This window comes from uncultured Maribacter sp. (assembly GCF_947495965.1).
Lineage (GTDB): Bacteria > Bacteroidota > Bacteroidia > Flavobacteriales > Flavobacteriaceae > Maribacter_B.
The window spans coordinates 70,206-87,100 of the sequence record NZ_CANMBB010000005.1 but is presented as its reverse complement, the minus strand read 5'-3'; the positions used below and the strand labels follow the sequence as shown (position 1 = coordinate 87,100).

Annotated in this window: 19 protein-coding genes; 10 read left to right on the top strand and 9 right to left on the bottom strand. The window is 31.2% G+C overall.

Annotation, left to right across the window (positions count from 1 at the left end; genetic code table 11):
* Positions 1-40: 40 nt before the first annotated feature.
* The 3 genes from Q0820_RS11340 to Q0820_RS11330 form a co-directional block, all read right to left on the bottom strand.
* Entirely contained in the window at positions 41-748 is a 708-nt protein-coding gene (locus tag Q0820_RS11340) for a DUF4197 domain-containing protein (RefSeq protein ID WP_298487753.1), read from the bottom strand.
* A gap of 12 nt (positions 749-760) precedes the next feature.
* Positions 761-1,612 (bottom strand): formyltetrahydrofolate deformylase, encoded by an 852-nt coding sequence (gene purU / locus Q0820_RS11335; RefSeq protein WP_298487752.1) that lies wholly within the window; start codon positions 1,610-1,612, stop codon positions 761-763.
* A gap of 101 nt (positions 1,613-1,713) precedes the next feature.
* Positions 1,714-2,043, bottom strand: a complete 330-nt coding sequence (locus Q0820_RS11330; protein ID WP_298487751.1) for a hypothetical protein — start codon at positions 2,041-2,043, stop codon at positions 1,714-1,716.
* A gap of 179 nt (positions 2,044-2,222) precedes the next feature.
* Between Q0820_RS11330 and Q0820_RS11325 the strand changes: the two genes are divergently transcribed.
* From Q0820_RS11325 to Q0820_RS11315, 3 genes are all read left to right on the top strand, one after another.
* A complete protein-coding gene (locus Q0820_RS11325) occupies positions 2,223-2,675 on the top strand; it encodes an Lrp/AsnC family transcriptional regulator (protein WP_298487750.1) in 453 nt (150 codons plus the stop codon).
* 62 nt (positions 2,676-2,737) lie between these two features.
* Positions 2,738-3,562: a mechanosensitive ion channel family protein gene (locus Q0820_RS11320; protein ID WP_298487749.1), complete on the top strand. Its 825-nt coding sequence runs from the start codon at positions 2,738-2,740 to the stop codon at positions 3,560-3,562.
* A gap of 58 nt (positions 3,563-3,620) precedes the next feature.
* Complete coding sequence (locus tag Q0820_RS11315; protein WP_298487748.1) at positions 3,621-5,033, top strand: alpha/beta hydrolase; 1,413 nt, start codon at positions 3,621-3,623, stop codon at positions 5,031-5,033.
* A gap of 48 nt (positions 5,034-5,081) precedes the next feature.
* On the opposite strand, the gene Q0820_RS11310 is transcribed toward Q0820_RS11315, so the two are convergent.
* Positions 5,082-6,287, bottom strand: coding sequence for an MFS transporter (locus tag Q0820_RS11310; protein WP_298487747.1), 1,206 nt, complete (start codon positions 6,285-6,287; stop codon positions 5,082-5,084).
* 224 nt (positions 6,288-6,511) lie between these two features.
* Between Q0820_RS11310 and Q0820_RS11305 the strand changes: the two genes are divergently transcribed.
* Positions 6,512-7,162: a DUF1684 domain-containing protein gene (locus tag Q0820_RS11305; RefSeq protein ID WP_298487746.1), complete on the top strand. Its 651-nt coding sequence runs from the start codon at positions 6,512-6,514 to the stop codon at positions 7,160-7,162.
* Between the two features lie 50 nt (positions 7,163-7,212).
* Here the strand turns inward: Q0820_RS11305 and Q0820_RS11300 are convergent, their stop codons facing one another.
* The 4 genes from Q0820_RS11300 to crcB all read right to left on the bottom strand — a co-directional run bounded on the left by Q0820_RS11300 (position 7,213) and on the right by crcB (position 10,698).
* On the bottom strand, positions 7,213-8,304 hold the full coding sequence (locus tag Q0820_RS11300; RefSeq protein WP_298487745.1) for an outer membrane beta-barrel protein: 1,092 nt from the start codon (positions 8,302-8,304) through the stop codon (positions 7,213-7,215).
* A 118-nt stretch (positions 8,305-8,422) separates the two neighbouring features.
* Positions 8,423-9,661, bottom strand: a complete 1,239-nt coding sequence (amt, locus tag Q0820_RS11295; RefSeq protein ID WP_121068331.1) for an ammonium transporter — start codon at positions 9,659-9,661, stop codon at positions 8,423-8,425.
* A gap of 32 nt (positions 9,662-9,693) precedes the next feature.
* Positions 9,694-10,032 (bottom strand): P-II family nitrogen regulator, encoded by a 339-nt coding sequence (locus Q0820_RS11290; protein WP_121068329.1) that lies wholly within the window; start codon positions 10,030-10,032, stop codon positions 9,694-9,696.
* 297 nt (positions 10,033-10,329) lie between these two features.
* The gene (gene crcB / locus Q0820_RS11285) at positions 10,330-10,698 is read right to left on the bottom strand and encodes a fluoride efflux transporter CrcB (RefSeq protein ID WP_298487744.1); all 369 of its coding nucleotides are present in this window, start codon (positions 10,696-10,698) and stop codon (positions 10,330-10,332) included.
* Positions 10,699-11,253: 555 nt separating this feature from the next.
* Here crcB and Q0820_RS11275 point away from each other — a divergent pair.
* Positions 11,254-11,640, top strand: a complete 387-nt coding sequence (locus tag Q0820_RS11275; RefSeq protein WP_298487743.1) for a nucleoside triphosphate pyrophosphohydrolase family protein — start codon at positions 11,254-11,256, stop codon at positions 11,638-11,640.
* Positions 11,641-11,687: 47 nt separating this feature from the next.
* Here Q0820_RS11275 and Q0820_RS11270 read toward each other — a convergent pair whose 3' ends face one another.
* Entirely contained in the window at positions 11,688-12,752 is a 1,065-nt protein-coding gene (locus Q0820_RS11270) for a branched-chain amino acid aminotransferase (RefSeq protein ID WP_298487742.1), read from the bottom strand.
* Positions 12,753-12,857: 105 nt separating this feature from the next.
* Here Q0820_RS11270 and Q0820_RS11265 point away from each other — a divergent pair, with 105 nt between their 5' ends.
* The 5 genes from Q0820_RS11265 (at position 12,858) to dnaJ (ending at position 16,834) form a co-directional block, all read left to right on the top strand.
* The gene (locus Q0820_RS11265; protein WP_298487741.1) at positions 12,858-13,349 is read left to right on the top strand and encodes a DUF4920 domain-containing protein; all 492 of its coding nucleotides are present in this window, start codon (positions 12,858-12,860) and stop codon (positions 13,347-13,349) included.
* A gap of 1 nt (position 13,350) precedes the next feature.
* A complete protein-coding gene (mnmD, locus tag Q0820_RS11260) occupies positions 13,351-14,016 on the top strand; it encodes a tRNA (5-methylaminomethyl-2-thiouridine)(34)-methyltransferase MnmD (protein ID WP_298487740.1) in 666 nt (221 codons plus the stop codon).
* Positions 14,017-14,105: 89 nt separating this feature from the next.
* A complete protein-coding gene (locus Q0820_RS11255) occupies positions 14,106-15,014 on the top strand; it encodes a TIGR01777 family oxidoreductase (protein ID WP_298487739.1) in 909 nt (302 codons plus the stop codon).
* Between the two features lie 139 nt (positions 15,015-15,153).
* On the top strand, positions 15,154-15,705 hold the full coding sequence (locus Q0820_RS11250) for a nucleotide exchange factor GrpE (RefSeq protein ID WP_298487738.1): 552 nt from the start codon (positions 15,154-15,156) through the stop codon (positions 15,703-15,705).
* 7 nt (positions 15,706-15,712) lie between these two features.
* Complete coding sequence (gene dnaJ / locus Q0820_RS11245) at positions 15,713-16,834, top strand: molecular chaperone DnaJ (protein WP_298487737.1); 1,122 nt, start codon at positions 15,713-15,715, stop codon at positions 16,832-16,834.
* The last annotated feature ends 61 nt before the right edge of the window (positions 16,835-16,895 follow it).

The following is a 16,895-nucleotide window of genomic DNA, read 5'->3' as shown; positions in this document are numbered from 1 at the left end:
ATAATGTTAAAAAAATTGTGTAAAATCAATATTTAAATCATTAGTCTTGAAGAATAAACACTTTTTTAAGTAAATCTGTAGTCCTTGAAGATACTTTATTTCTTATTTCTTTTTCTTCTATAGCAATCATTTTGTATACTCCATTTAAAGCTTCTTGGGTTACATAGTTGGTTAAATCTGGATTTACATTGTTTGTAAGTGGAATATTATTATACTTAGTAATTAAATTTTTCCAAATTTTATCTGCGCCTACCTTCTGGAAAGAATTGTTAATTACGGGAGAAAATTTATTGTATAAATTGGTTTGTGTTTCTTTAGTTAAATATTTAGTAGCTGCATCATCAGAACCTAATAAAATACTTTTTGCATCTGTAAAGGAAATGCCTTTTACAGCATCAACAAATATGGGGGTAGCTTCACTTACAGCATCTTCTGCAGCCCTATTTAGTACTTTTAGGCCTTCGTCTGCTAATTTTCCTAGACCAATATTTCTTAGTGTTTTGTCTACTTTTTGTAATTCTTCAGGTAATACTATTTTTACTAATTCATTTTTGTAAAAACCATTTGTAGCAGTAAGCTTGGTTACTTGTTTGTCTATTCCAAGCTGTAATGCTTCTTGAAGTCCTTTTGCAATGTCTAAATTACCAACAGTGGTTGTTTCTTGTGGGAGTTGGTTTACAATTTGTTGTAATTCACCACATGATAAAAATGAAAAGAATGTAAATGCTAATAGGATTTTTTTAAACATTGTTTTACGTTTTTAAGAAAATATAACGGTTTTATTATTGTATACCATTGTTTTACTTGCAATATGTAATTTAACAGCTCTAGATAATACTATTTTTTCTAAATCTCGTCCTTTGGTTATAAAATCACTAATACTATGAGAGTGTGTTACTGCTGTTACATCCTGTTCTATGATTGGGCCAGCATCTAATTCTTCGGTTACATAATGGCTAGTGGCTCCTATTATTTTTACGCCTCTGGCAAAAGCAGCATGGTAAGGTTTTGCACCCGCAAATGCAGGTAAAAAAGAATGGTGTATATTAATAATTTTATTTGGAAATTTCTCAATGACTGTGCTACTAACTATTTGCATATATCTAGCTAAAACTATAAAGTCTACATTGTTTTCCTTTAGTAATTTAAGTTGTTTTTGCTCAGCCTCTTCTTTTGTGTCTTTTGTAATAGGAATATGATAAAAAGGAATATTAAATTGGTTTGCAATATATTCTAGGTCTTTGTGGTTGCTTAGAATAAAAGGAATATCAACATTTAATTCTCCAGAATTAAACCTACTCAATAAATCATATAAGCAATGGTTATATTTAGATACAAAAACTGCCATTTTTAATTTTTCGGTATCCTTTTTTAAAGTCCATTTCATCTTGTATGGCAGCGCTAATTTTTCCTCGAACTCAGAAGAAAAAGTGATAATGTTGAAACTTTCTTCATCAAAATCACTTTCAAGCCTCATAAAAAATATATTAGCCGCCTTGTCTACATGTTGGTCAAGGTATATAATATTTCCGCCTTTTGAATGTATAAAGCCTGTAACAATACTTATAATGCCAGCTTGATCAGGACAATTTATTAAAATAGAAGTTTTCAAGATGTATGTTTTAACTTTCAAAATTAGAACATTATCTAAATCAAACTAAATAAAAATAGTTGTTTTTTAGATTTAATAGACAAATAGAAGTCTTTTAGGCTTTAGAGTATAGAGTTTCTCCAGTTTTTGAAAGATTCTTTAAAAGTGAAAACCTCTTTTCTTAATAAATTAATATATTCTTTTTCTTTTAAACCATCTTTTTCTAAACCAGTGCAGTAAGATGTCATGTTTCTTAGCATAATATTTATATGCAAAGCATTTTTTAGACGCTCTGTTTTGCATTTTGTATATTCTGCCTGGGCTATTTTTTGAGGAATAAGAATGGCATCAGTAAGTAATGAATTGGCAATAATGTCTCTTAAGCTATTGGATTGGTATAATTTTAATAAATCTTTGTTTAGGGAAACATAACTAGCTATCTCTCTGCTCATAACGCAGAGTTCTAATGCTTTTTTGTATACAGGATTTTTTCCTAAACTTTTTTGGGACACAGTTTATACATTTACTAATTATACCATAAAGTTACGTAGCATTACAAATAAATTTATTTAAATAAATTAGTAAATTAGCTATTTTACTTTAAAATATTAATTTTTATAATGCAATAGTAATGATAACAAAGATTGATGAGTTAAATTGGAAAATACTTCATTTTTTACAAGAAAATGCAAGAGAATCTTATACCGCAATTGGCAAAAAAATTGGTCTTACTGCTCCAGCAGTTGCAGAGAGAGTTAAGAAAATGGAAGATTTAGGAATTATACAGGGTTATAAAACAAAAGTTTCCCATTCTTTAACTGGACATCAATTAAAAGCAATTATAACATTAAGGGCTTTTATGGGGAAATTAAAGCCTTTTTTAGTAATTGTAAAAGAGTTCAAGGAGGTCATAAATTGTTATAGAATTACGGGTAATGAAAATATTGTAATGGAAGTAGTTTTAAAAGATCAATTTCATTTAGAGCAATTTATAGATAAATTAATACAGTATGGTGAAACTAGAACCCATATTATACTTTCTAATGTAGTTACTAATGCCCCTGTTGGTAAGCTAAATTTTTAACTTTAGAATTTCATCACCTATTTATTTGTAATTAATTAAGATTATCTCTTATTTTTATGGTTATGGATTTAGATAAATTAAATGAATATCTTTTAGTAGCTCAAGAAAAAGTTGTTTTTTTTCTTCCAAAAATTATTCTAGCAGGGCTAATTTTTTGGATTGGTTTTAAGGTGGTTAAGAAATTGGTGGAATGGGTTGGTGTGGTTTTAGAAAAAGCAGGTTTTTCTGCTACGTTAAGACCTTTTTTATCTTCTACCGTAAGTGTATTGTTAAAAGGTGCGGTATTATTTACTATTGCTTCTGTTATTGGAGCAGACTTAACAGGTTTAGTAGCAATACTTGCAGCAGCTGGTTTTGCTGTTGGAATGGCATTGCAGGGAAGTTTAGGGAATTTTGCTTCTGGAATATTAATATTAACCTTAAAGCCATATAAAATAGGTGATTGGATACAATTAGATGATAAATTTGGAAGAGTAGAGGAAATTGGAATTTTTAGTACAGATGTGCTCACTCCTGGAAATAAAATTTTAATAATACCAAACTCTAAAGTGACCGATAATGTAGTTACTAATTATTCTGAAAAAGGAATGATACGGTTAGAAGTTACTGTTACTATGCCTTATGCAGAAAGTTTTCCTAAAGTTCAGAATATTATAGAAAATGCCTTACTTACCGTTCCTAAAGTGTTAAAGGAGCCTAAAGCCGAAATTGGAATTAGTAATTTTGATTCTCATAATATAGAGTTACTAGTGCGGCCTTATGTTGTGCCAGATGATTATTGGGAAGTTACTTTTAATACGAATAAGGCTATAAAGAAAGCTTTTAGTGCGCATGGTATTAATGTAGCTTACTCAGAAGGGATAGAAATAGGAGCAATAGGAGAGTAGCACTTAAAAATTATTTTATATTAATGGTTATGGCGAGGTTTTTGATACATTTTGTACTATGAAATATTTAGGAGCATTTTTTTTTATTATAATTTCTTGGTCAATTAATGCGCAAGAAATAACTTTAAAAAAAGGAATTGTATTAGATGGTTTAAAAGTGAATGATACTTTAGCGGAAAGTTTTTCACTTTATTTACCTACTTATTTTAAAATAGATAAAGCCTGGCCTGTATTATTTGTTTTTGATTTAAAAGGAAAAGGTAAGCAGGCATTAAGCATGTATACTACTGCAGCAGAAGAGTATGGTTATATTGTTGCTGCTTCCAATAATATTCAAGACTCTCTTTCAATAACGGATAATGTGTTAATTACAAACAGAATGTTTAATAGTGTTTTTTCTTTACTACCAATAAAGAAAAATAGAATTTATGCATCAGGTTACTCAGAAGGTGGGCGGTTTGCAACATTAGTCCCAGCGTTTATTAAAGGAATTACAGGTGTATTGTCTTTTAGCTCTACAATAGCTAATGAAGAAATTTTAAGTGCAAGAAAACCATTTTATTTTATAGGTGTTGTAGGTAAGAACGATTACTTGTATTCTGAAATGATTAGAACAAAGAAAGTGTTAAATAGACTAAAGTTTCCAAACCAGCTTATCTTTCATGAAAATGGTAGAGAATGGCCTCCTGTAGAAACTATTAAAAATGCATTAGTATATTTTGATTTAGCGGCAATGGCAAAAAACACGGAAAAAATAGATGTTTCTTATGTTGAAAAGAATTACAAAAATGGTTTAATTAAAGCAGGTAGTTTGTTAGCTGAAAATAAACCTTTGTATTCAGAAAATGTATTAAGTCAAATGCTTATAGCTTATAAGCCTTTAGTATCTATAGATTCTATAAAGTATAATTTAAAGAATTTAAAAAGGAGTAAGTTATACAGGTCTAGTTATAATGAAGAAAGTGCCTTATTATTAAAAGAAGATTTTATAAAAGGAGAGTATAATTATTATTTAGAAGAAGATGTGCTCACCTATAACTACAATAATTTAGGATGGTGGAAATATCAAACAGAAGAGATTTCTAAATTTTTAAATAGCCCTAAAACAGTTCATAAACAGTTAGGAGCTAGGTTGCAAAGTTATTTAGAGGCTCTTATAGAAGATAATGTAGATATTGTAAATGCTTCGACAGTAATAGATGAGGAGGCACTTAACTTTTTGTATATGTTAAAGACAATTACATCTCCTTCTAAATATGAAAATTATTTAAAAGTTATCTCTTATAGCTCTAAAATTGAAGATTACGGTACAGCATTATTTTATTTAGAAGAGCTCCTTAGTACAGGCTATTCTAATAAAGAAGAATTGTATAAATTAGAACATACTGCATTATTTAGGATTAGTCCAGAGTTTAATGAAACTGTTGCAAAGTACTTAAAAGAAGCGCGTTATGATGTTATAGAAGAATAACTAGAGGTGTAGACCTCTAGTTATTATTTTTATATTGTAATATTCGTATTAAAAGTTAGTATTAGATGTTTTTTTGAGTAGATGTGTAAGTAGAACAATACCTAAAAGGCATATAAAAGTAATTGCATACCATGTTTTTTCGTATCCAAAAGCAGCAATAGAATGCATTCCAGAGTTGTGTCCAAATATATGGGCAATAGAAAAAGACATGCTGTAAAGAGCCATATACTCTCCTTGTTTACCGCGTTTAGCTCTTTCCATTGCTATTGCATTAGAAAAAGGAAAAGCAATCATTTCTCCGAAAGTCATGAGTAGCATTCCTATAACTAAAATGCCTGTCCAATTTATAATGTTTAGAACTAAAAAACTAAACATAATTAGTAGTAATCCTATTATAACATAGGTTATTTTATGCTGCTTCTTACTTTCTAAATATTTTATAAGAGGCATTTCTAAGGCAAATATGGCAAAGCCATTACAAGCTAATAGGATTCCTATTTGCGATTCATTTAACGTATAGGCTTCACTATAATATATAGGTATGGTAGAAAAATATTGAACAAAAGCAAAAGCTAATAAAACCATTGCAGCTATAAAAGTAAGGTAGTAGAAATCCTTATAAGCAGAAATGGGTGATTTGTTATAAATATTATTTAAAACTTTTGCCTTTTTAGGATTTAAAACAGCTACTAATAGCATGCCTGCTAGTATGCAAGTACCGCCGTCTACCCAGAATAATTTATCGTATCCAAGCGTGGCAATAATTAATCCGCCTAAAGCTGGTCCTGCGGAAAAACCTAAATTAATTGCAAGTCTAATTAAAGTTACGCTTCTAGTTTTATTCTCTGGTTTACTATAAGCGCTTAGAGCAACAAAAGCTGCAGGTCTAAAAGCGTCAGCAATAATCATTAGTATAAAAATGCCAATGCAAATTGGCCAAAAGGTCTTTAGTTCTTGTAGTGCTATAAAAGACACACCTGTTAATAGTAAACTTGCAAACATAACTTTATAGTATCCAAAAATATCGGTTAGTTTTCCTCCTAACCAATTACCAGCTAAAGAACCAATTCCAAAAGCTGTCATAATACTACCAACATTTTCTAAAGAAAAGCCTAAACTTTTTGTTAAGTACAAAGAAAGAAAAGGAATTACCATGGTACCAGCTCTATTTATTAATGTAATAAAAGCTAACCACCAAACTTCTTTAGATAGTCCTTTAAAAGATTCTATGTAATTTATAGCTAGTTGTTTCATTTTTAGTTTTTTGAAATAAAAAAAGCCTGACATTTTTGTCAGGCTTTTATGTATATAGTTATCTTTTGATTTTTAAATATAGCAGAGCCTGTTCAGTTTTGCTGAATATGATTTTACTAGTTTATAAATCGTTATAAAGTTCATTCTTATTGAATTTGATGACTAAATTAATAAAAATAGGTATATGTTGTATTTTTACATTACTAGATTAAATTTTTTTTGATATGAAGTATGTAATAGTAGTATTGTCTTTGTTGGTATTTTCTTGCAAGCAAGAGAAAAAATATCATGATATTGCACAGGTAAAAAAAGAAAAAGTACAGGATACTTTAATAGCGGATATTATAGAATGGCAAAAAGAATTAAATAAAGAATATGAAGATCCAAAAACATCTCCGTTGCCAGATAGATATAGAAAGGATTTTAAAACCTTAGATTTCTTTGAGCCAGATACTACTTTTGTTGTTACTGCTTCATTTGAAAGAACGCCAGAAGCTATTCCTTTTTTAATGCCAACGACTACGGATAGAAAATCGGAAGAAGTTGTGTATGGTATAGCTACTTTTAATTTAAAAGGTAAAAAGCATAAATTAGAAATTTATCAGAATAGAAAATTAATGCTACAGGAAGAATATAAAGACTATTTGTTTTTGCCTTTTATAGATAAAACTAATGGAGAACATACCTATGGCGGTGGGCGTTATATAGATTTGTCTATTCCGGAAGGGAGAACAATTGTAATTAATTTTAATAAAGCGTATAACCCTTATTGTGCTTATAATAAAAAGTACTCTTGTCCTATAGTTCCTGGAATTAATAGTCTAGATATAGAAGTTTTGGCAGGGGTTAAAGCTTTTAAAAAGGGTAGTAAATAAAAAAGCCCTGCATTTCTGCAAGGCTTTTGAGTAGTATAAATATTATTTACTTAGAAAGAGTAGATTGCTGCTAAAGCAAAAGTTGCTAAGCTATCAGAAGCAGCTCCATCACTATCAGTGAAACCATCTTTTAAGCTGTCTAATCTAAATTCTGGCTTTAAGATTAAGTTATCTACAGAGTAGCTACCTGTAAGAGTAAAAGCAGTAACACCATCTATATCTAAATCGCCTATTCCAGTTACGTCATCAACAACAGATTGGAAGTATTCAGCTCTTAATCCGATAGAAAAAGCATCAGAAGCAGCTATTTGTGGGTAAAGAGCAACACCATAAAATCCTGTAGTAGCATCAAGTTCAACACCACCAACTTCTGCAGTACCATTAGAATTAGTATCATAAGCAGCGTTTATTCCTAAGAAAAAAGAATCAGATATATCAAATCCACCTGTAAAATCAATCTCAGTTCCTAAACCACCATTTTTACCACTATCATAGTAGAAGTTTAAATATTGACCGTAGAAACCTAACTGAGCTCCAAAAGAATATTCTCCAGTTCCTGATATATCATTTGTATCCCAAGGATTCATTACGCCAACCATTAAGCTAAAATCATCAGATAAAGCAAAATCAGCTTTAAGACCCATATGAGAGAAAGGCCCGTTAGAGAATAAATAAGATGTACTATAGTTAAAGTTTGCTTGTGGAGCAATTACTTCATACCCTAAGAACGTGTTAAAACGTCCCATTGTTAAAGTAGTTTTATCAGAAACATTCCAGTAAACATATGCTTGGTTTACAATACCATCTACAATATCTGTATTAAAAGTTGCACCAGCACCTCTTGGTCCTACAACGATATCAAGTACGGCACCAACTTTACCAGCATCATAACTAGCAATTAAGTTACCCATACCTAAAGCAAAACCAGTTTGGTTTGCAAAAGCAGTTCCTGGGTCTGTAGAAGCTGCGCCTGCATCATTAAAAGCAGTTCTATAATAAGCGTCAACACTACCACTTATTTCTAATTTTGGTGCTTCTTCCGCTGCTTCTTCATCCTGAGCAAAAGTATTTGCAGTTGCTGCTAGCATTAAAGCAGAAGCAAATATATTTTTTACGTACTTTGTGTTTGTAATTTTCTTCATAATTCAAATAATTTGTTTGTCCTTGTTTGACTAATTTGGACGTTATAAATTTAGTTTCAGTTGTTTTGTGATGTGATTATGTAACGGAGTGTTCTGCAAAACACTCCGTTTGTTTTTTTTAGTGTTGGTTCATTCTAAAGTCAGAATAAGCATCCATACCATGTTCGTGTATGTCTAATCCTTCTAATTCTTCTTCTTTAGAAACTCTTAATCCTAAAGTAGCTTTAAGTGCACCAAGTATAATTCCTGAAGTTACTATGCAGAAACCACCTACTATAAGAACACCATATAATTGTGTTAAGAATTGGTCAAATCCTGCCATGCTTCCAAAGATACCTACTGCTAAAGTTCCCCATATACCGCATATAAGGTGTACTGCAATAGCACCTACTGGATCGTCTAATTTTAATTTGTCAACTAAGGCTACTCCTAGTACAATTATAATACCTGCTAAGAAACCAATAACAACAGCTTCGTTAGGAGACATTAAATCTGCTCCAGCAGTAATACCAACTAATCCACCTAGAATACCGTTTAAGAACATAGTTAAATCTAAGTTTTTGTAAAGTATTGTTGATGTAATGAATGCTCCAAACCCACCAGCAGCAGCAGCTAAACTTGTAGTAACTAGTACTAAAGATGTTAATTCTGGGTCTGCAGAAAGAACAGATCCACCGTTAAATCCAAACCATCCTAACCATAATATAAGAACACCAGCAGTTGCAAGTGGAATATTGTGTCCTGGTATTGCTTTTGGTTTTCCGTCGCTTCCAAATTTTCCAATTCTAGAACCTAATAGTGCAACAGCAACTAAAGCTGCCCAACCACCTACAGAGTGTACTAATGTAGAACCTGCAAAATCATAGAATCCCCATGCATCTAAGAATCCTCCACCCCATTTCCAAGCTCCTACGATAGGGTAAACAAGACCTACATAGATAACTGTGAAAATCATGAAAGAACCAATTTTTATTCTTTCAGCAACTGCACCAGATACTATAGTTGCAGCCGTAGCAGCAAACATTCCTTGGAATAAGAAATCTGTCCACCATGTGTATCCACCATCGGCATAAGCAGCTGTCATTCCTCCTTCAGGAGCTCCAATTCCAAAACCTGCAAATTTTAAAATTCCCATATCTCCGTCTTCAAAACCAGGGTACATTAAGTTAAATCCCCATGCATAATAAAGAAGAAGACCTCCTGTGATAATAAAGATATTTTTAAATAAAATGTTTATTGTATTTTTTTGTCTTGTTAAGCCAATTTCTAAAAAGGCAAAACCTGTATGCATAAAGAATACTAGCGCTGTTGCTAGCATCATCCATACGTTATTGGCTGTAAATAATCCTGCGTCCATATTTAATAATTTTTAGTTGTTTGGTTTTTTTTTTAGTTGATTCCAGCGTGACCGCTTTCTTTGGTTCTAATTCTGTATGCCTCTACTACGTCGGACACAAATATTTTACCATCACCTACATTACCTGAGTAAGCAGCTTCTAATAATGTTTCAACTGTTTTAGTTAAAAAATCATCAGATACTACTATAGATAGATGTCTTCTTTGAATGTCTGTGGTACTATAAGAAATTCCACGATAAACGTGTCCTTGTTTTTCGTTACCTACACCGGTTACGTCCCAGTAACTAAAAAAGTTTACCTCTATTTGATGTAATGCTTCTTTAACATCATCAAACTTTGATTTTCTGATAATTGCTTCGATTTTTTTCATAATTCGTTTGTTGTTTACGCTGCCAAATATATGTTAAAATGAACTACCCCCTAAAAAAATAGGGGGTAGTTTTGTAATTTTTATGTTTATGATAATTATATCCCTATTATTTTGTGGGTATCATATTTATTGTGCGTAAATATCTGAGATATAATATTTAGGGTTTGTGAAAATGCAGATTTACGGCAGTAATGATAGCTTTTTTGTATTTTTATTGCAATATTCGCAATAAAACATACTGTTAATCTGTAATTATTAGTTTGTCTAGTTGTGTAAAATATGTGAGAAGTAAGGGGTTTATAGTTTAGTTAACCATAAACCAAGAGCAATTGCTATTAAACCAACGGCAAAACTTAATAGGGTGTATAGTGTAAAAAAGAGAAAGTCTCCACTTTTTATAAAAGAATGACTTTCAAATGCAAATGTAGAAAAGGTTGTAAATCCGCCACAAAAACCAGTAGTTAATAATAAGGTATGGTTTTGAGAAAGTAAATTGTTTTTAAAAGACATTCCTAATACAATGCCTATAAGTAAGCATCCTATTATATTAACTAAGAATGTTCCTAAAAAAAAGTTTTGAAAATACGAGTTAAAAATTTTAGAGATAAAATATCTAAGAACACTGCCTATTCCACCTCCCAAAAATACAAGTAGCATATTATTCATACCGTAAAGGTATAAATTCTAGATTGCTTTTTTGTAATTTGAATTTGCTAAATCTATTGGATAAATTTTAGTTTTGGAAATGTCAGATAATTCCTTCCCTATAGATTTAGGTTTTTGGTTAATATTTTTAAGACTAAAAAGCATTATTATTGTATTTAGTCCTACTAGTAATAAAAGAATTGTAAAAAATGTCATCACTTATGTATTTTGCCCCTGTTAAATGAATAACGCAAAATTACGTTGTTTGTTGTATTTCAAGGGTTAAAATGCAAAAATGTTGTGAATATGTGCATTTTTGTGGTGTATGTAATTTTAGAGTTAAAATTTAAGCATAAACTTAATACAGAAAAGTATTACTAAGAATATGGCAAAGGTTATAGCTACCCATTTAACGCCTTTGTAGTTTTTGGCGTGTAATTTTTTGTCTTTTATGTAGGAAAAAGCAATTATAGCAATAAAAGAGACTGCAAAAAGAGCTGCAAAAACAAGTTGCCCTGTACTAAACATATTTTTATATTTTTACACAAATCTAAGGGAAAACTATAAAATATAAATATGAAAGATAAAATTGCTGCAGTAGAGTTATTTCACAAATCTTTTGGTTTGGGTGTATTACATGAAAATAAGGCAGACTTAGGAGAAGCAAAAAATTTACTTCGTTTTAATTTAATGGACGAAGAAAATAAAGAATATTTAGAAGCTGCTAGTAATAATGACATGGTGGAAGTAGCTGATGCTTTAGGGGATATGCTATATATATTATGTGGAACTATATTAGAGCACGGTATGCAATATAAGATTGAAGAGGTCTTTGAAGAAATTCAAAGAAGTAATATGAGTAAGCTTGGTGCGGATGGTAAACCTATATATAGAGAAGATGGTAAAGTACTTAAAGGGCCAAATTATTTTAAGCCCAATATTAAAGAAATTCTTGAAAATTAAAAAAGGGAGCCATTAGGCTCCCTTTTTTTGAATATTATATGTAATAATTAAACTTTATAACGCCATCCAAAAGGATCTTCGGCTTTGTTATATTGTATGTCTGTAATTCGTTTTTTTAATTTAGTTGCCATGCTATCTTCATTTTCTGGCAAATCATAATCTACATCTCTATAGCCAAAAGTAGCAATAGGAGAAATTACTGCAGCGGTACCTGCTCCAAACATTTCTTTAAGAGAACCATCTTTAGCGGCAGCTATAACTTCTGCAACAGTTATTTTTCTAACTTCAGTTTTAATGTTTTCGTCTTTAGCTATTTCTAAAATACTTTTTCTAGTAATGCCATCTAAAATTCTATCACTTGTTGGTCCAGTGATAAGGGTGTCATTAATACGAATAAAGATATTCATTGCACCAGCTTCCTCTATGTACTCATGTGTATTGTCATCAGTCCAAATTACTTGATTGTAACCTTTAGCAACTGCTAATTGTGTTGGGTAAAATTGCCCAGCATAGTTGCCACCAGCTTTAGCAAAACCAACACCACCATTTGCAGATCTAGAATATTTTTCTTCTATTAATACTTTCACTTTTCCGGAAAAATATGCACCAGAAGGAGCGCAAGAAATAATAAACTTATATTCATCTGCAGGGGAAGCATGAAAACCTTGACCTGTTGCAAAAATAAAAGGTCTAATATATAAGGAACTTCCTTCGTTTTTAGGAATCCATTGTTCATCTACTTTTAGAAGTGTTTTTAAACCCTCCATAAAATAGTCTTCCGGTATTTCTGGAATGGCCATACGCTTGGCAGAAACATTAAGTCTTTTCTGGTTTTCTAATGGTCTAAATAACCAGGTGTCATTATTTGCATCTTTATAAGCCTTCATACCTTCAAAAATAGATTGTCCGTAATGGAATATTTTTGAAGAAGGATCTAAAACAATGGGCTGGTAAGGGATTACCTTAGGCGCTTCCCATTTTCCATTTTTATAATCACAGACCAACATATGATCAGCGAATACACTCCCAAAGGATAAATTATCAAAATCTACTTGATTAATTTTGGATTGCTTTACTTTCTCAATCGAAATTTTTTGTTCTGTAATGTTCATTGGAATAAGAATTAAAGAATAAAAATAGAAAATTTTAGCATTTAGACTTCCTTTTTTATTTAAAAATAATCAGTTTTGTAGTATTAAAATTGAATTTTAATAAATATGAAGAGAATTAACATATTGTTTGCCTTATTCTTAGTGTTTTTTTCTGCTACTGCGCAAGACGCAATAATAGATAAAAATAGTACTTATGATTATGATTTTTTTGGGGAGAAGATTGATTCTGAAAAAGTAGTTACAAGTTCTTATGCATTAAGTAAATTTCAAGAGATTAATACTAGTGATACGTTGGCATTAAAATTTTCTGCAATAGTTACAGATGTTTGTATGGCAAAAGGATGTTGGATGAAATTAGATTTAGGGGATAGCCAAGAGGCAATGGTTCGTTTTAAAGAATATAGCTTTTTTATTCCTAAGGATATTACAGGAAAAGAAGTAATTGTTAATGGCGTAGCGTTTGTTAAGGAAACAAGTGTTAAAGAGCAACAGCATTATGCTTTAGATGCTGGGGAGTCTAAAGAGGAAATAGCTAAAATTACTACACCTAAGAAAACATATAGCTTTATAGCTAATGGAGTTTTACTAAAAAAATAATTTGAAAAGAGAAATAATTATTACAGGAGATGGCTCTAAGACTATTCATATTCCAGAATGGAATGAGCAATACCACTCTAAGCATGGAGCAATACAAGAGGCTTATCATGTTTTTATAAAAAACGGCTTATCCTTATTTTCTAATAGAGAAATAGCTATTTTAGAGATTGGTTTTGGTACAGGTTTAAATGCTTTAATTACGAATATTGAGTCTAAAAAAACGAATTTAAAAGTTAATTATACAGGGGTAGAGAGGTATCCGATTTCTTTAGAGGAATTACAATCTTTAAATTATTTAGAAGAGTTAAATGCAACCAAAGAAAAATTATTTTTTAATAAAATGCATACTTCGGAATGGGGTGTTACAATTCAAATTTCAGATGATTTTAGTTTGTTAAAAGAACAAAAGGATTTTTCAGAAATTAAAAATACAAACGCTTTTCACTTAATTTATTTTGATGCTTTTGGTGCTCGTGTACAACCAGAGTTGTGGACTGAAGAAATTTTTAAAATTATGTATGATGCTCTAAAAGAAGAGGGGTATTTAGTAACCTATTCTGCTAAGGGAAGTGTTAGAAGAGCAATGCAATCTGTAGGTTTTGTAGTAGAAAGGTTGCCTGGCCCTCCAGGAAAAAGAGAAATGCTAAGAGCGCAAAAGAAGTTTTAGGAACATTCTACTCTAAATATTATGGTATTTAGTGTTAAAACCAAACTAAAATTAGGTGTTAAGTTATTAAAACTAAATACCTTTGAGGTATGAAAGTTTTAATTACTGGAGCAACAGGATTGGTAGGTAAGGAGATTGTTAAGCAATGTCTTAAGAATTCTATTGCAGTAAACTATCTAACAACTTCAAAACAAAAAATAGTTGCTAAAGAAGGTTATAATGGTTTTTACTGGAATCCGTCTCATAACCAAATAGATATTTCCTGTTTTAATGAGGTTACAGCAATTATAAATTTAGCAGGTAGTTCTATTGTTAAAAAATGGACAGAAAGTAATAAAAAGGAAATTCTAGAAAGTAGACTAAATTCGCTAAAAACTTTACGTTTAGGATTAGATAAAGTAGATACTAGTTTAATAACATCTTTTGTATCTGCATCTGCAATAGGTATTTACCCAGATTCTTTAACAAATTTCTATACAGAAAAAGAAAAAGAGGTAGATGAGAGTTTTCTTGGTAAAGTTGTTAATCTCTGGGAAAAAGAAGTAGAGACATTTAAGGGGTGTAATTTTAGTGTGTCTAAAGTTAGGATAGGTCTAGTAATGGCTAAAAATGGCGGAGCATTACCAATGTTAATTAAGCCGGTAAAGTATTATGTAGGTTCTGCATTAGGGACAGGTAAGCAATGGCAATCATGGATTCATGTTACCGATTTGGCTCGTATTTTTCTTTTTATTAGTGAAAAAAAATTAGAAGGAGTCTATAATGGCGTAGGACCTAATCCTGTAACAAATTCTAAATTGGTAAGTAAAATAGCAAGTGTTTTAAAAAAACCATTTTTTTTGCCTAATGTTCCAAAATTTATTATGTATTTGATACTAGGAAAAATGGCGTATTTATTATTTGTTAGTCAGCGAGTTAGTAGTAAAAAAATAGAAAAAGAAGGCTTTGTTTTTAAATATCCTAATGTGTGTTTAGCATTAGAAAAAATTACTTCATAAAAATTTAAAGCTTTAAGACATAATTTCTTTTTTTGGTCTTCAATTATATATTTATATAAAGTTGCGTGACATTTTGACATTTTTAAAGAATTGGCAGTACTTTTGCGTTTTTAAAATGGCATATAAAAAGTGACTTAAAATGAGTAACAAAAATAAAGAAGAAGAATTAGAAAATTCTGTTTCTGAAGCACAAGAAAATACTGTAGAACAAGAAGAGCAAGAAGTAGCGCAGGAAGAAATTTCTGTAGAGGAGCAATTAAGAGAAGATTTATCTAAAGAAAAAGATAAGTTTTTACGTCTTTTTGCAGAGTTCGAAAATTATAAAAAAAGAACCTCTAAAGAGCGTATGGATTTGTTTAAAACAGCTGGGCAAGAAGTACTTGTTTCTTTATTACCTGTTTTAGATGATTTTGATAGAGCTTTAAATGAACTTTCTAAGTCTGATGATAAAGAAACCTTTAAAGGAGTAGAGCTAATTAGCGGAAAGTTAAAAGAAACTTTAAAATCTAAAGGTTTAAATGCAATGGACGTTAAAAAAGGAGATGCTTTTGATGCAGAAATGCATGAAGCAATTACGCAAATACCGGCTCCAGAGAAAAAATTAAAAGGGAAAATTATTGATGTTATTGAAAAGGGGTTTATTCTTGGAGATAAGATTATACGTCATCCAAAAGTTGTTGTTGGTAACTAAATAAGGTATGAAAGAAGATTATTACGACATATTAGGGGTGAGTAAAAATGCTACTGCGGCAGAAATAAAAAAAGCCTACCGTAAAAAAGCAATACAACATCACCCAGATAAAAACCCTGGAGACGCTAAGGCAGAAGAATTATTTAAGAAATCTGCAGAGGCGTATGAGGTGTTAAGTGATGCAGATAAAAAAGCGAGATATGATCAATTTGGTCATGCTGCTTTTGAAGGTGGTGCCGGTGGCGGTGGCGGCTTTGGTGGCGGTATGAACATGGATGATATCTTTAGTCAATTTGGAGACATTTTTGGTGGTGGCGGCTTTGGTGGCTTTGGCGGTTTTGGCGGTGGCGGCGGCCAACGTAGAGTAAAAGGAAGCAACCTTAGAATCCGAGTAAAACTTACTTTAGAAGAAGTTGCTAATGGTGTAGAGAAAAAAGTTAAAGTTCGAAGAAAAAAACAAGCAGAAGGAGTTACCTATAAAACTTGCGGAACTTGTGGAGGACGTGGACAAGTAACTAAAATACAAAACACCATTTTAGGAAGAATGCAAACTTCTGCGGCTTGTAGTACATGTGGAGGTAGCGGACAAATAATAGATAAAAAGCCAAGCGGAGCAGATGCGCAAGGTTTAATAGTAGATGAGGAAACAGTTTCTATTGCTATTCCTGCGGGAGTAGAAGAAGGAATGCAGTTAAAAGTTACAGGAAAAGGAAATGATGCGCCAGGAAATGGTGTGCCAGGAGATTTATTAGTAGCTATAGAAACTATAGATCATGATACTTTAAAGAGAGAAGGAGATAATTTACACTACGATTTATACATAAGTATTTCAGAAGCAGTATTAGGAACCTCTAAAGAGATAGATGCTGTTGGTGGTCAAGTGCGTATTAAATTAGAAGCAGGAATACAATCTGGTAAAATTTTACGCTTACGAGGTAAAGGAATATCTAGTATTAATGGCTATGGTAGTGGAGATTTGTTAGTACATGTAAATGTATGGACTCCAAAAGAGTTAAATAAAGAACAAAAAGAGTTTTTTGAGCGTATGAGGAACAATGATAATTTTGAGCCTAAGCCAGAAAAATCTGATAAATCTTTTTTTGAAAAAGTAAAGGATATGTTCTCGTAACTACGTTTTATTATCCTTAATTTAAAAAACGTATATTTGAGATATATTGATTTTGTCAATA